The organism is Bacillus infantis (assembly GCF_050107595.1).
Lineage (GTDB): Bacteria > Bacillota > Bacilli > Bacillales > Cytobacillaceae > Bacillus_AB > Bacillus_AB infantis_C.
This window is the reverse complement of the sequence record NZ_JBNILH010000007.1, coordinates 257,646-272,308: the sequence shown is the minus strand read 5'-3', so window position 1 is coordinate 272,308 and position 14,663 is coordinate 257,646. Positions and strand designations below refer to the sequence as shown.

At 46.6% G+C, this 14,663-nt stretch carries 16 protein-coding genes and 2 other annotated features; of the genes, 15 read left to right on the top strand and 1 reads right to left on the bottom strand.

Annotated features, from left to right (window positions below):
• Positions 1–100: 100 nt before the first annotated feature.
• From ACQCVH_RS16545 to ACQCVH_RS16525, 5 genes are all read left to right on the top strand, one after another.
• The gene (locus ACQCVH_RS16545; RefSeq protein ID WP_426836735.1) at positions 101–898 is read left to right on the top strand and encodes a DUF2935 domain-containing protein; all 798 of its coding nucleotides are present in this window, start codon (positions 101–103) and stop codon (positions 896–898) included.
• Between the two features lie 92 nt (positions 899–990).
• Positions 991–1,341: a hypothetical protein gene (locus ACQCVH_RS16540; RefSeq protein WP_426836734.1), complete on the top strand. Its 351-nt coding sequence runs from the start codon at positions 991–993 to the stop codon at positions 1,339–1,341.
• A gap of 103 nt (positions 1,342–1,444) precedes the next feature.
• On the top strand, positions 1,445–1,681 hold the full coding sequence (locus ACQCVH_RS16535; RefSeq protein WP_426836733.1) for a hypothetical protein: 237 nt from the start codon (positions 1,445–1,447) through the stop codon (positions 1,679–1,681).
• Positions 1,682–1,824: 143 nt separating this feature from the next.
• On the top strand, positions 1,825–1,947 hold the full coding sequence (locus ACQCVH_RS16530; protein ID WP_257991495.1) for a hypothetical protein: 123 nt from the start codon (positions 1,825–1,827) through the stop codon (positions 1,945–1,947).
• A gap of 4 nt (positions 1,948–1,951) precedes the next feature.
• Entirely contained in the window at positions 1,952–2,716 is a 765-nt protein-coding gene (locus ACQCVH_RS16525) for an alpha/beta fold hydrolase (protein ID WP_426836732.1), read from the top strand.
• A gap of 354 nt (positions 2,717–3,070) precedes the next feature.
• On the opposite strand, the gene bcbE is transcribed toward ACQCVH_RS16525, so the two are convergent.
• Positions 3,071–4,342: a bacillibactin exporter BcbE gene (gene bcbE / locus ACQCVH_RS16520; protein WP_426836731.1), complete on the bottom strand. Its 1,272-nt coding sequence runs from the start codon at positions 4,340–4,342 to the stop codon at positions 3,071–3,073.
• Positions 4,343–4,508: 166 nt separating this feature from the next.
• Here bcbE and ACQCVH_RS16515 point away from each other — a divergent pair, with 166 nt between their 5' ends.
• The 10 genes from ACQCVH_RS16515 to ACQCVH_RS16470 all read left to right on the top strand — a co-directional run bounded on the left by ACQCVH_RS16515 (position 4,509) and on the right by ACQCVH_RS16470 (position 14,663).
• The gene (locus ACQCVH_RS16515) at positions 4,509–5,153 is read left to right on the top strand and encodes an MOSC domain-containing protein (protein ID WP_426836730.1); all 645 of its coding nucleotides are present in this window, start codon (positions 4,509–4,511) and stop codon (positions 5,151–5,153) included.
• Positions 5,154–5,213: 60 nt separating this feature from the next.
• Positions 5,214–5,461, top strand: a binding site (T-box leader).
• A 41-nt stretch (positions 5,462–5,502) separates the two neighbouring features.
• Positions 5,503–5,750: a binding site (T-box leader), on the top strand.
• Between the two features lie 73 nt (positions 5,751–5,823).
• Positions 5,824–7,227, top strand: a complete 1,404-nt coding sequence (trpE, locus tag ACQCVH_RS16510; RefSeq protein WP_426836729.1) for an anthranilate synthase component I — start codon at positions 5,824–5,826, stop codon at positions 7,225–7,227.
• Entirely contained in the window at positions 7,211–7,822 is a 612-nt protein-coding gene (locus ACQCVH_RS16505) for an anthranilate synthase component II (RefSeq protein ID WP_426836728.1), read from the top strand. Before trpE ends, ACQCVH_RS16505 begins: the two co-directional genes overlap by 17 nt.
• Positions 7,794–8,819, top strand: a complete 1,026-nt coding sequence (gene trpD / locus ACQCVH_RS16500; RefSeq protein WP_426836727.1) for an anthranilate phosphoribosyltransferase — start codon at positions 7,794–7,796, stop codon at positions 8,817–8,819. Before ACQCVH_RS16505 ends, trpD begins: the two co-directional genes overlap by 29 nt.
• A gap of 1 nt (position 8,820) precedes the next feature.
• Positions 8,821–9,609: an indole-3-glycerol phosphate synthase TrpC gene (gene trpC, locus ACQCVH_RS16495; protein ID WP_426836726.1), complete on the top strand. Its 789-nt coding sequence runs from the start codon at positions 8,821–8,823 to the stop codon at positions 9,607–9,609.
• Positions 9,606–10,235: a phosphoribosylanthranilate isomerase gene (locus ACQCVH_RS16490; RefSeq protein ID WP_426836725.1), complete on the top strand. Its 630-nt coding sequence runs from the start codon at positions 9,606–9,608 to the stop codon at positions 10,233–10,235. Before trpC ends, ACQCVH_RS16490 begins: the two co-directional genes overlap by 4 nt.
• Complete coding sequence (gene trpB / locus ACQCVH_RS16485; RefSeq protein ID WP_426836724.1) at positions 10,232–11,440, top strand: tryptophan synthase subunit beta; 1,209 nt, start codon at positions 10,232–10,234, stop codon at positions 11,438–11,440. The genes ACQCVH_RS16490 and trpB overlap by 4 nt, the downstream gene beginning before the upstream one ends.
• Positions 11,433–12,221 carry a tryptophan synthase subunit alpha gene (gene trpA, locus ACQCVH_RS16480; RefSeq protein ID WP_426836723.1) on the top strand — a complete coding sequence of 263 codons (789 nt, stop codon included), beginning with the start codon at positions 11,433–11,435 and terminating at the stop codon, positions 12,219–12,221. Before trpB ends, trpA begins: the two co-directional genes overlap by 8 nt.
• Positions 12,222–13,129: 908 nt before the next feature.
• Positions 13,130–13,918, top strand: coding sequence for an ABC transporter ATP-binding protein (locus ACQCVH_RS16475; RefSeq protein ID WP_426836722.1), 789 nt, complete (start codon positions 13,130–13,132; stop codon positions 13,916–13,918).
• Positions 13,902–14,663, top strand: coding sequence for an ABC transporter permease (locus ACQCVH_RS16470; RefSeq protein WP_426836721.1), 762 nt, complete (start codon positions 13,902–13,904; stop codon positions 14,661–14,663). Before ACQCVH_RS16475 ends, ACQCVH_RS16470 begins: the two co-directional genes overlap by 17 nt.

Below are 14,663 nucleotides of genomic sequence, written 5' to 3'. Positions count from 1 at the left end.
CTTTTCAGTCTGTATTATGAATCATGCTATCCGAGCCAGGCATATTTTGAGGCAAGTGTAATATGAATGAGAGAAGAAGTTTTAACAGGGAGGGGAACATATGGCAAAAACATTCGAAGTATCAGCAAAGGAAGAAAACGGATTCTGGCTGCAGATCCTCGGTGATCATGCGCGGTTCATTCATGACGCACTGGCGCCGTCTGAAAAGGAATATATCCGGACAGCGGAATACTTTATAACGGTCTTCGATGAACTGCTCGCACAGGCAGGAGGCGCAGATCCTATACAATTAAGCATGCTGGCAGAAGCAGAGGCAGAAAAGCTGCGGAGCTTTAAGCTGAAGCTGATTGAAGAGCATCTGACCGGCAAAATTAAAATCCAGCTTGGCCCGACCTTCATCAACCATATGGTGAACGAGCTTGAGGAATACCTTCTTGTGCTGGGTTACTTGAAAAAAGGTGAAGCTCCGCCTGTATTTCATGAGCTTCATCATCATCTGATCTGGCTGCTTGATGCCGCCGGTCATGCCGGTGCGATTTCAGACAATATGGACCGTATCGAGAAAATGATCAAAGAAAAAAGCGATGACTATACAAAACATTTTGAGGGTTTTTATTTAAAGGCTGTGGAGCTTACCGGTTTTTTGCGGACAAATATCCAAAGCTTTCCGGCACTGGACCGGTTTAACAAAAACGTCAAGCTCGAGATGAGGTTATTTATGAATTTCCTGGATGAAATTGAAGAGCTTGAACTCTCAAACCAGGCTCTCGGAACGTTTGCTCCCCTGATGGCCGACCATATGTTCAGGGAGGAATGCTATTACTTGACTAAGCTTGCGGAGTCGCAGTCCGAAGAAAAGCCGGAATGCAATCCGGCGAAACCCCGGCTTCAGTATTAGCAAGCATTTCCGGGACTGATAATTATTATGCCTTTTAACCTTCTCTAATGTGAACATACTAAGGTTGATCACATTTTGAGGAGGCATTCTTAGTGAAAAAAAGAGCAGCAGCCATTCTGGCGATATTGACCATTGTCCTGCCTTTGTCAGCCTGCGGCACAAACAACAATCAGATGAATGAACCTGAAGAGATGAATTATACACCGATGCGCAATAATGGGGATGGCTTTGATAACGACCAAGTCAACCAGCCTAATAATGACAGCAACAGAGTCATTCCTTCACGGTATGTTGATCCTGCTGACATGAGGCAGCTCGATGAACAAATCGAAGAGCAAAATCAAAGCAGCGAAGACTGGAGCGACCGGGGAATGCGAAATGATGAGACGCCTAAGACTGAAGATAAACCGGATCTTGGCGGCAATTTGTCTGGCGAAAGATAAAAGGATGGGGATAAGCCGCAGAAATGCGGCTTTTTTTGTTTATGTGATAATTTCCATTAGATTGGGGTAAAGGGTAAAAAACTAATCAGATTGCAGGGATTGTATGGACATTTTAAGATGGGGCTATATGCGGAGGGGGCAGAGAAAAGCAGTCTTTGATAAGTACCCGAATACCTCTGTTATTTTCCGCCGGGTCAGGGGATATTTCCTTGTCTATAGCATTGGGTGGAATGAGAAAGATGGCGTTGTAGAGCGAAGCGATATTGAAGAGATGGAAGTCCTTCTGAATAATGAGCTGGGTCTGCTCGGAAACTACAAGGAACGAGGAGGCAGGATCTAGCCGGCCGGTAAATCACGGCAATCCCTTTTAGGTGCATGGCATTTCTGTGATACGAGCCATACTATAAAGGCAGCCAGTGATAGATCTATGCATTACACAGACGTTATGGCTGTCCAATCATGCTTCAGAAGGAGACTAACTTCATGACTAAGCGCAATAGAAAAACAAAATCCGGCCTGCAAAGCGCCAAAAGCATAAATGATATGGAATTCTCAAAGGAAATGACAGCTTCAGAAAAGAAAGCTGAGAAACAGAGGCCTCACTAACTTTATGGCCAATTTTGAATATCGGGGCGGGAGGGTTTTTTATGAAGAGATGGGCAGCGGGATTCCGATTGTCTTCATTCACCCGCCTGGTATGGGAAGCATGGTCTTTGAGTGCCAAAAACCCCTTTCCAAATGGTTCAGGGTTATTCTTCCGGATCTCAGCGGGCATGGGAGATCGCCGGTCTGTCAGACAAACATTTCTATCAGCGGGTATGCCAATGAAATAGCCGCGCTGCTGGATACCCTGGAGATTAAAAAGGCTGCAGTACTTGGCTATTCTGCCGGGGGGCTGATCGCACAGGAATTTGCCCTAAGTCATCCGGAGAGGACGGCTGCGCTCATCCTGGCAAGCGGCTACTCCGAGGTTCAATCTGCTGCATTTAAGTATGAACATCTTGCAGGCATGTATTTGATCAAGCACCATCCGGAGGTCCTGAACCCGCTGCTTGCAGCAAGCCATACGAGTGATCATGCTTATCGCGCCAGGCTCGTGGAGCATATGGAGCTGGCAGACAAACGGGTGTGGTTTCAGTATTACGGCGAGTCACTGCATTACAATTGCACAGACAGGCTGAAAAAGCTCAAGGCTCCATTTCTTCTGATGTATGGGTCCCGCGATTTTGCCAATCAGCATATCAGATCATACAAAAAGCATACTGATTTTCAATCAGCTGTCATAAAAAAAGTGGCCCATCAGCTGCCAACTAAAAAATGGCATGCTTTTAACCAGATTATACTTGGCTTCCTTTTTTCGGAGGCAAAAATCTAGAACAGCCAGAGTGCTGTTCTTTTTAGCGTGAAAAAGCTTTTTTTTTAGGTATTATTTCTCATTATAATAATAAAGTTACGAATGTATGCTGAGTAAATTTGGAAATCATCTTACCAGGAGAATAATATGACAGAATCTTGGCTGACCTGCATAAACAAAATCGGCTGAAGAATGGCTGGCAAGCGCTGAGGTGCAGGAACAGCGGGTAGTGGGAATCGCCGAAAACATCAGTGAGCTGAACGAGATGACAGGCAGCCTGCAAGAAGCAATAAACTGACTAAAAAGCCCGGCTATTTTGCCGGGCTTTTGGTTTGCGGATTAGCTCTTTTTCGGAAGCCTCATTGTATGGCTGGCCTACCCATTTTTATCAGGCTTTATTGCAAACAGGACTGCAAGTGCAGCGAGGATCGAGACTCCGCATAATATATAAAACAAAAGCTGTTCTGACTGCTTTACGATGATGGCGATAGCTGGCGGGCCGGCTGCTACGCCGATGAATCTCATCGAGCTGTACAGTGAGCTGATAGTCCCTCTCTCTTCCTTCTCAATGCCTTCAGTGATCAGCGCATCCAGGCAGGGCAGGCTGACACCTATGCCGATTCCCCCCACAGCAAACATGGCCATGAGAAACCAGAGGTTGGTCGAGAATCCAAGTATTCCTACTGAGGCAGCCAGCAGGATGCTGCCGGAAAAAGTAATCCACTTCATCAGGATCTTATTTTCTTTGATCAGCTTTCCGGTAATATAGGACGATAAACATAGGGCGCCTAATGGAATGGCAAGAAACAGCCCTTTTTTCACATCTTTGATATCATACTGCTTTTCAAGGATATCAGAGAGGTGAAACAGCACTCCGAATAATACGAACATTAATATGATGCCTGCCACAAAAATGGCGTAAAGCCATTTGCCATTATTTTTGAAAATTTCCTTGATTTTTTTGAAAAAGGCTTTGAAGGGAATAGGCTCTGTGCGCTTTTCTGGTGTTTTAACCAGCAGGACCATCAGAAGGACAGAAATGGCACAAAATACTGGAAAAGCAAAAAAAGGCAAAAACCATACAAAGCCTGCCAAAAAGGCGCCGAGAATAGGGCTCAATACCTTCCCGAAGGTGTTTGAGGTTTCTATCACCCCAAGAGAACTGCTGACTTCTTCCTCATTCTTGAACATATCCCCAACCAAAGGCATGACAATGGGCGCCCCTCCAGCAGCACCAATCCCCTGGAGAGATCTTCCAATGAGGATGAGCCAGTAGGGATCGGCCATCTTCCAGGATGCCCAGCCGGAGATAAGTCCTCCAATAGCGGCGATCAGGAGACTGGGTATAATAACTTTTTTCCTTCCGATATGGTCTGAAAGGTATCCGGCAAGCGGTATCAGGATAATGGCCACAATGCTGTACACCGTAATGATCATACTGGACTGGAAGGAAGAAATGCCAAGCTCCCGCTCCATAACGGGCAGAACTGGAATAAGCATGGAATTCCCCAGAGTCATAACTAGAGGGATTGAGGAAATAGAAAGGACAGCCCATTTTTGATTATGCGCGTCATTATTCTTCTGGCTCTTCTTTTCCTTTGCTTTTTTCTTGGATTTCTTTATAACGACTTTCTCCACATGCTCCATTTGAAAACCTGCCTCCTGTGTTGATACTATTACTATTAGCAAACAAGCGAACTTCTTTCCCTGCTATTTTTTGGCATAGAGAGGGGTTGGAACATTAAGCCAAAAGAGATAGAATAGGGAATAATGCCAGTGGGCAGACTAATTGGGTTCATGGAGGGAAAAGAGCATGAGAGGCCGGATAATTGAATTCAGCATTGGCAAACCAAAGCAATTTGACTGGAAAGGAAAAAAAGAAATTTCTGCAATAGGGAAAATTCCACTGGAGGAAGCCAGCCTGACGCCAGAAGGTTTTGCCGGCGACGGTGTCGCTAACTCTGATTTCCATGGCGGCCCTGACAGGGCAGTTTGCCTGTACCCATATGAGCACTACAGCATGTGGGAAAAGGAATTTGGAAAACCATTACAGCCTCCGGCATTTGGAGAGAATATCTGTGCGGAAAATATGAAGGAAGAAGATGTATTCATTGGGGATATTTTCGCATTGGGCGATGCAGTCATCCAGATCACCCAGGGGCGGGTTCCGTGCTCGACGATCTCTAAGTTCAATGAAGCAGATCAACTGCTGGCAAGAATCGTGGAAACAGGTTTTACAGGATATTTTTTCAGGGTGATTGAACCAGGCATGGTCCGGAAAGATTCACAAATTATCCTTCTTGAACGGAAGCAGGAGGAAATTTCGGTTTTGGAGGGAAATGAGATTTTTTTCCGCGGGCGAAAAAATGCCGAAGCCATGGAAAAGATGCTGCGGATAGAGGCGCTGGCGGATGTCTGGAAAACGAAGCTCCAAAAGGCTTTGTACAATATTACATAAATATTTTTAAAAATGATTTGACAAACGGATATTTCCGATTTATCATAATAATCAATATATCGAACGGCCATGACGAAGAGTAGTAGCTTTTGCAGATGCTTTAGAGAGCTGATGGATGGTGTGAATCAGTGCAGATGCAATCGTGAATGGACTTCCGAGCCTCCAAACCGAACCTTTTAGAGCAGTAGGCTTTGGCGAACAGTCTCATCGTTACAAGAGACAGATGGCAGGAATTTTGTCTGCTGTCTGCAAAGTGAGCTGATTAAATCAGCTAATGAAGGTGGCACCACGGGTTTCTCGTCCTTTTTATAAGGATGGGGGACCCTTTTTGTGTTGAAAAAAAAGAATATTCAAATCGCTGAACAAGAGTAGTAGCAGTGCTTAATTTCGTTCCAGAGAGCCGGGTGTGGTGGAAGCCGGCACGAACAGTATTGTGAATGGACTTGTGAGAGGCATCCTGAAAAAAGTAGGGATGCACGGGATTCCGCCGTTATCAGGATAGGGTCTGCAGGGCTGAAAGCTTTGCGCATCCGAAAAGAGAGAGCATCCCATGCTCTAACCTGAGGTGGCACCGCGGTCCGGAATATCGTCCTCTATATGCACAATACCTGTGCGTATAGGGGACTTTTTTTATAGGAGCCGAGCCGAGAAAAGCATAGGAGGAAAGAAAATGAGCAGAGCAGAGGCAGTATCAGGCATGATCATTGAAGAACTGGAAGGAGACATACTGACGCCCATCAGCATTTATCAGCGGATCAGCGGAGAGAAAAAATTCCTGCTTGAAAGTTCGCTGAAGCATGAGCGCTCAGGAAGATATTCGTTTATAGGCGCAGATCCTGTATTTGAATTAAAGGGGACTGGCGGCACTAGCATTCTGATCAGGGGAGGAGAAGAAACCGAACTGGCAGAGCCCGCCCTTGAGATGGTAAAAAAACTGCTTCCTGAAAAGGCCATGCAGGCGCCCTTTCCGCTGGCTGGAGGGGCGGTGGGCTATGTCGGGTACGACAGCATCAGGCAGTATGAGGATATCGGGAATATCCCGGAAGATGAATTGGGAGTCCCGGATGTGCATCTGATGTTCTTTGAAATCATGGCTGTCTATGACCATGCTGAACAGAAGGTTTACCTGATTGGCACGCGCCTGTCACCCGATACGACAGATGAGAGCCTGAGGGTCAGGATTGCCGGGCGGAGGAAGGAAATAGAAGAAGGATCCGGCACTCCTTCTGGCAGCCTTATAAAGATATCAAGATACTCGGCTTCAGAAACGAAAGAGTCTTTTGTTGAAAAGGTAAAGAAAGCCAAAGAGTATATCATCCAGGGAGATATCTTCCAGGTGGTGCTTTCACAGCGTATGCAGGCAGACATTGAAGGAGATCCGTTCTCGTTCTACCGCAGGCTCCGTATTCAGAATCCTTCACCATATATGTATTTTCTGAATTTTGGGGAATATGCAGTCGCCGGCGCATCTCCGGAAAGCCTGATCAAGGCAGATGCTGGTAAGGTAACCACAAACCCAATTGCCGGGACTAGGCCAAGGGGAAGAGACGAGGAAGAAGACGAAAGGCTGTCAGCCGACCTGCAGAATGATGAAAAAGAGCTTGCCGAGCACCGGATGCTCCTGGACCTGGGCAGAAATGACCTTGGCAGGGTTTGTGAATTTGGTTCGGTTAAGATAGAGAAATATATGCAGGCTGAAAAATTCAGGCATGTCATCCATTTGGTTTCAGAGGTATCCGGAAAGCTGAAGCCGGAATATTCACCCGCAGATTCACTTGCTGCCTGCCTGCCGGCAGGGACAGTATCGGGGGCCCCGAAAATTCGAGCCATGGAAATCATCAATGAACTGGAAGAATATAAGCGGGGCGTATATTCGGGGGCAATCGGCTATTTCTCGGCCGGCGGCAATATGGACTTTGCCCTCGCGATCCGCACCATGCTGATCAAGGGGAAAAAGGCCTATATCCAAGCTGGAGCAGGCATTGTACATGATTCGGTGCCCGAAAAAGAGTATGAAGAAACCATTCATAAATTAAGGGCATTTCTGGAGGATCAAGATGATTTTATTAATTGATAACTACGATTCATTTACGTATAACCTGTATCAGTATTTGGGAGAGCTTGGCGAAGAAATAAAAGTTGTCCGCAACAACAAAATCAGGCTTGATGAAATCAGCGCAATGAACCCTGAAGCCATTGTTCTGTCACCAGGGCCTGGCAGGCCGGAAAACGCAGGCATTTGCATAGATCTGATCCAGGAATTCGGCAGCAGCATCCCGATCCTCGGGATTTGCCTGGGGCATCAGGCCATTGGCCAGGCATTCGGGGCCAGAATCGAGAAGGCTTCCAAAATTATGCATGGAAAAACATCAAAGCTTAGGCATACCGGCTCACATTTGTTTCAATACATGGAGCAGCCGATCGATATTATGAGATATCACTCACTTGTCATACAGACCGGAACGCTTCCGGCACAATTCAAGGTGCTGGCAAGATCGATGGATGATCAGGAAATCATGGCCATCAAGCATGAAGACTACCCGCTCTTCGGCCTTCAGTTTCACCCGGAGTCAGTCGGGACGATAAACGGTAAAAGGTTGCTGGCAAACTTTTTAACGGAAATCAGAAAGGAGAATAGGCATGAGGCACATACTGGAACGCTTATCTGAACGCACGGAACTGACGGAATCAGAAATGATGGAGGCGATGGCCCATTTGCTGTCCGAAGAGGTGACTGACAGTGAAATTGCCGCTTTCCTGGTCGGGCTGAAAACAAAGGGAGAAACGGTTGCTGAGATTGCAGCGCTTGTAAAGGGGCTGAGGGGAAGGAGCCTTAGATTTGAAAGGAAAATACCAGGTGCCCTGGACAATTGCGGTACTGGCGGGGATGGATCAAAAAGCTTTAATATCAGCTCAACCAGTGCATTTGTGATCGCAGGAGCGGGAATTCCTGTTGCCAAGCATGGTAACAGGAGCGTCTCCAGTAAGACAGGGAGCGCCGATGTACTTGAGCACTTAGGAATCAACTTGAACCTGCCGCCGGAGCGTCTTGAGGAAATTCTCCAGGAAATTGGCATCGCCTTTCTTTATGCTCCGCATGTCCATCCTCAGATCAAAAGGATTATGAAGGTAAGGAAGGATTTACGGATCCCGACAATTTTCAACCTGATCGGGCCGCTCACCAATCCGATGGAGCTTGATTCACAGCTTCTGGGTATCTATAGGAGAGATTTGCTTTCCATGTTTGCAGAAGTACTGAATGAACTGGGGCGGAAAAGAGCGGTTGTATTGAACGGAGCCGGATACATGGACGAAGCTTCCCTCCAGGGCGAGAACCATTTGGCAATCCTGGATAATGGGATTATCACAGAGAAAATCCTTCTCCCTGAGGAGACTGGGCTTGGCACTTATATTAATGAAGAAATACGGGGCGGAGACTCAAAGGAAAATGCGGAAATACTGCGGAAGGTGCTCAGCGGCGAAAAAGGGGCATACCGTGATACTGTCCTGCTGAACAGCGGGATTGGCATTTTCGCCGGCGGAAAAGCGGACACCATCCAGGAGGGAATTAAGCTTGCCGCAGAAAGCATTGACAGCGGTGCTGCAATGGAGAAGCTTGAACTCCTGGTCAACGCCGGCAGCAAGTCCAAACAAGAGGTGATATAGAATGGAAACCATTTTAGATAAAATTATTGAAGAAAAAAAACGTGAAGTTGAAAGGCTGAAAGTGCTTGGGCTGCCAGAAATCTCTGATACACCAAAAAGGTCTTTTATTTCCAGGCTTGAATCAGCCGAACATTTGAGCATTATTGCCGAATTCAAGCGGGCTTCGCCTTCAAAAGGCGTTATTAGCATGAATGCCTCCCCGGCCGAACAGGCTGCCAAATATGTTGAATATGGAGCCGATGCAATTTCCGTATTAACTGATACGTCCTTTTTCAAAGGAAGTTTTGAGGACCTGGCAGCAGTCAGAGGCGCTGTCGACGTCCCAATTCTCTGCAAGGATTTTATGATTGATCATATTCAGATTGCCAAAGCAAAAAGCGCAGGAGCCGATATCATTCTGTTGATCGCGGCAGCGCTTGGGGAAGGGCAGATGAATGAGCTATACCATTATGCTGCCAGTTTGAATCTTGAAGTACTGGTAGAGGTTCACAATGAGGGGGAAGCAGAAAGAGCGATAGCAGCAGGCAGCAGGCTGATTGGGGTTAACAACCGTGATTTGCGGACATTTAATGTAAATCTCTCTGTCACAGAAAGGCTTGCCCCGGCGATTAGAGAATCTGGTGCATTTCTGATCAGCGAAAGCGGCATGAAAACGATCGAGGATGCTAAAAGGGCCGCCCTTGCAGGGGCAGGAGGAATTCTTGTCGGGGAAACCTTCATGAAAGCACCTGATCTTGAATCATCGCTCCGCGGCATGAAGCTTCCTTTAAAGGAGGTGCGGATTCCGTGAAGGTGAAAATCTGCGGCATCACTGATCTGGAGAACGGGCTTTATGCAGCCAAAAGCGGGGCAGATGCATTAGGATTTGTTTTTGCCGAAAGCAGGCGCCGCATCGCGCCTGAGGAAGCCGCCGAAATAATAGCAAAGCTTCCCGGCGAGCCCCTGAAGATTGGCGTCTTTGTTAATGAATCCAAAGAAGTAATTAAAAAAACGGCGGAAATTGCCGGATTGGATATGGTCCAGCTTCATGGTGATGAGACTCCGGAATTCTGTGCAGGAATCAATCTGCCAGTCATTAAAGCCTTGAGTGTACAAGGCGAGGAAGATCTTGCCCGGATTGCCGAATATCCTTGTGATTATATACTCCTGGACAGCCCAAAGGGAAAATACAGGGGCGGGAACGGAATCGCCTTTGACTGGAGTATTCTTGAAGGCAGGGATTTTGGCGGTAAAAAAATTATTCTTGCAGGCGGATTGAATCCAGAAAATGCGAGAGAAGCAATTCGTAAAGCAGCCCCTTTTATGGCTGATGTCAGCAGCGGCGTGGAAAAGGACGGAAAAAAAGACCCTGCCCTGATCGCGGAATTTATAGCAGAAGCAAAAAATGCGCTCAAAAATGAGGAGGAAGTAAAATGACAGCAGTCTATACGATGCCAGATGAAAAAGGGCATTTCGGCATATACGGAGGAAGATATGTGCCTGAAACACTTATGCAGGCAGTTACAGAACTGGAGGAAGAATACAAAAAGGCCCTCCAGGATGAAAGCTTTACAAAGGAATTGAACAGTCTTCTGAAAGACTATGTTGGCCGGGAGACGCCGCTTTATTTTGCTGAAAACCTGACGAGGCATGCCGGAGGGGCTAAGATTTTCCTGAAAAGGGAGGATTTAAACCATACCGGCGCTCATAAAATCAATAATACGATCGGCCAGGCTTTATTGGCAGTCCGCATGGGGAAGAAGAAAATCGTTGCAGAAACGGGGGCGGGGCAGCATGGCGTAGCCACTGCAACCGTCTGTGCCCTGCTGAATCTTGAATGCGTCATTTATATGGGGGAAGAAGATATCAGAAGGCAGGCTCTGAATGTATTCAGGATGGAACTCCTGGGAGCGAAGGTCGTCGGTGTCAGCTCAGGCAGCAGCACACTGAAAGACGCAGTCAATGAAGCGCTGCGCTACTGGGTAGCCAATGTATCAGACACACACTATATACTCGGCTCTGTAATGGGGCCCCATCCATTCCCGATGATTGTAAGGGACTTCCAAAGCGTGATCGGGGCAGAAACGAAGCAGCAGTATCTTGAAAAAGAAGGAAAGCTCCCGGATGCAGTTGTAGCCTGCATCGGAGGGGGAAGCAATTCCATGGGGATGTTTTATCCATTCATAGAAGACGAAAGTGTCCGCATGTATGGTGTGGAAGCAGCTGGTCTTGGGGTGGATACCGGAAACCATGCAGCTTCATTGACTAAAGGAAAACCTGGTGTGCTCCACGGAGCCCTCATGTATCTGCTGCAGGATGAGGACGGCCAGATACAGGAAGCCCACTCGATCTCGGCAGGCCTCGATTATCCGGGAGTAGGCCCTGAACACAGCTATCTAAAAGATACTGGCAGGGTAGTCTATGAATCTATCACAGACGAAGAAGCCCTTGACGCTTTAAAGCTGCTGTGCAGGCTCGAAGGCATCATTCCGGCACTGGAAAGTGCCCATGCTGTGGCATATAGCATAAAGCTTGCAGCAGGGATGCCTAAAGATGCAGGAATTGCCGTCTGCCTGTCAGGGCGGGGGGACAAGGACGTAGAAACGGTGAAAGCCAGATTAGGAGGGAAGAAGGATGAATAGAATCGAAAAAGTGTTCCGCCTTTTGAAAGAAAAAGAGGAAAAGGCCTTTATTCCCTATATTATGGCAGGAGATGGCGGTCTGGCCACACTGGGGGACAAAATCACTTTTCTTGAAAAATGCGGTGCAACAGCGGTGGAGGTGGGCATCCCCTTTTCAGATCCGGTAGCGGACGGCCCGGTCATTGAGAAGGCGGGAATCCGCTCGCTGAAAGAAGGGACAACGCTCAAAACGGTCCTTGAAACCTTGAAAACAATCAGGCCGATTGTCCATATCCCTATCATTATCATGACTTATGTAAATCCTGTTATGGCTTATGGAATCGAACGGTTTACCATGGAAGCAAGCAAAGCTGGTGTAGACGGCCTGATCCTTCCAGATCTCCCTCCCGAAGAAGAAGATTTGATTGCACCCTATGCAGAAAGGGACGGCCTGGAAATTATCAGGCTTGCTACATTGACAAGCCCGATCGAGCGGATAAAGCAAATTTCGGAAAAAGGGAATGGCTTTCTATATGCGGTTACAGTCAAAGGGACAACGGGAGTAAGAAGAGATTTTTCCGGAGAGCTTCAGGAGCATTTGCAGAAGGTTAAGAATGTCAGCAGGCTGCCGGTGCTCGCTGGGTTCGGCATCTCGACCCCCGAACATGTCAAGGCAATGAATCAGATTTGCGATGGTGTGATCGTCGGAAGCAAAATCGTCCAGCTCTTTGAAGAAAATAACCTGGAAGAGATCGAGAAGCTCATTAAAGCATCCAAAAAAGAAAATGCCTTTCAGCCATGAAGAAATGCCTCTCCCTAATTAAGGCAAGCAGTTCAGTTTTTGTAGAGTCAGCATGCCTTTCAGCGCATAAAACAAATGGTTGTGTATATTGTATAAGACAGCAATACTAGAATAGCATAGCAACAGCACCCCAAATAACACCTTGACAATGAATATTGCCATCGTGCAATTTCGGGTGCTATTTTTTTGCTGGTTGGGAAGTGATTTCAAACTGCCCCAGTAAAACTATAAGACTATTTGCTCTTAGCAAATACGACAGATGGGAAGCTGAATAGTGAGAAACCAGTAATAGAAAAATAAGGGGAGATGTTACTCTTAAATGCATAGTAGAAACAGTTTTTGTTGAAAATTAGGGGAGTTTTTCCCTCTAAGCAAAGAAAAACTATCTTCTTTCACGTTTTAGAATCAATTAAGAGGAATTTCTCCCTCTATTTAAGGTGCTTTCAGTACTATTCGCTAAATAAGGGGAATTGTTCCCTCTATAAATCTTCATTAAGAGAACCTAGTTTGATTATTTAAGAATGAAAGTTTAACGGGAACTCGGCTGTTCAACTATTCAGGGAATGAGTGCGAAAATTGAATAAAAACCCTATTTAAAAGTAAATGCCTGGGATATCCCAAGCTTTTTTAGTTTGTTAATTCCAGTGCTATTTACGTTACGAAAACGAATGTTATTGGGGCTGTGATTTTCTGTTTTCTCCACATTATTGAACTGCCTGCGATTAAGTTGGAGGCTATTTTTTTTACCATACCCAGCGTGTGAAATACCCCGCTTTCCTTTGTATAAATCATCCATTTACCCCGGTTTTTAATTTAATTTAGAAAGCTTGACATGCCCGTTGAATACATTATAATTACATACTATATCCGAGTATTATAATAAGATTTCTTAGAATAGGTGGTTTTCTGTGTTTATTGATGTTCAATCTGTAAATAAACAGTATTATGATAAAAACGGCATGGCCGCAGATGTGTTGAAGGATATAAATCTGAGCATTGAAAAAGGCCAGTTTATATCGATTCTCGGCCCATCCGGCTGCGGTAAATCAACACTGCTGAATATTGTGGCAGGCCTTACCTCGGCCACGAGCGGAAGTGTCCTGATCGATCAGCAGAAGGTGACGAAGCCGGGCAAGGACAGAGGTATGGTTTTTCAGCAGGCCGCATTATTTCCATGGCTTAATGTAATGGAAAATGTAACATTCCCGTTGAAAAAGGAAATGTCAAAGAATGATGCGAAGGAGACAGCACTCAAATATTTGCAGATGGTGCAGCTCGGCAAGTATCCCGGCCATTATCCGCATGAGCTGTCGGGCGGCATGCAGCAAAGGGTTTCAATTGCACGCGCCCTTGCTATGAATCCTGAGATCCTGCTCATGGATGAACCCTTTGGGGCCCTTGATGAGCAAACAAGGTCAAGGCTTCACCAGCAGCTTGAGAAGATCTGGATGGAGACAAAGAAAACGATCCTCTTTGTCACCCACAGCATCTCTGAATCTATTAAGCTCTCTGACCGCATCATCGTGATGGGCACCAAGCCGGGAACGATCCTCCAGGACATCAAGGTGGATCTCCCCCGTCCCAGAGATCAATATAAGAAGGAAATGCTTGAAATAGAAGATCATATCATGAGCTATCTCAAGAAGGAAATCGACAAAGTCGTAAGCGAGGAATTAGCCAATGAAACCAGCAATTAAACGAATCATCTTCTTTGCAATCATCATTGGCTTATGGGAGCTGGGCTCAAGGCTGGGCCTTTGGCTGCCGACCATCCTTCCATCACCTACAGATGTGTTCCAATCACTAGTGACAGGAATCAGCGATAAAACGCTTCTATATGATCTTGCGGCCAGCTTCAGGAGACTGCTCATTGGCCTTGGCATCAGTTTAGTGCTGGGCTCAGCCCTCGGAATCCTGCTTGCCAAATCAAAGACGGCCGATGAAACACTGGGTACGGTCATCCTTGCCCTCCAAAGCGTGCCGAGCATTGTCTGGCTGCCGCTGGCGATTATGTGGTTCGGATTAAATGAAGTGTCTGTTATCTTTGTTGTTATCCTTGGCGGCACCTTTGTCATGACTCTGAATATGAGGGTCGGAATCAAGAATGTTTCGCCGCTGTTTATTCGAGCGGCACAGACTATGGGTTCCTCTGGAATCGACTTGTTCACAAGGGTCATCTTCCCAGCCTCAATCCCTTATGTAGTGACAGGGGCAAGGCTTGCATGGGCATTTGCATGGCGTGCACTGATGGCAGGGGAACTGCTCAGCACCGGTCCGGGACTCGGGTATACGCTGAGATATGCTTCTGATTTCGGGGACATGAGCCTCGTAATCGCTGTCATGATCATCATCGGTGTCATTGGTTCAATTGTGGACCAGCTGATTTTCCAGCGTATTGAAAAATCGGTCCTTGAAAGATGGGGACTTGAAAATAATAAATAG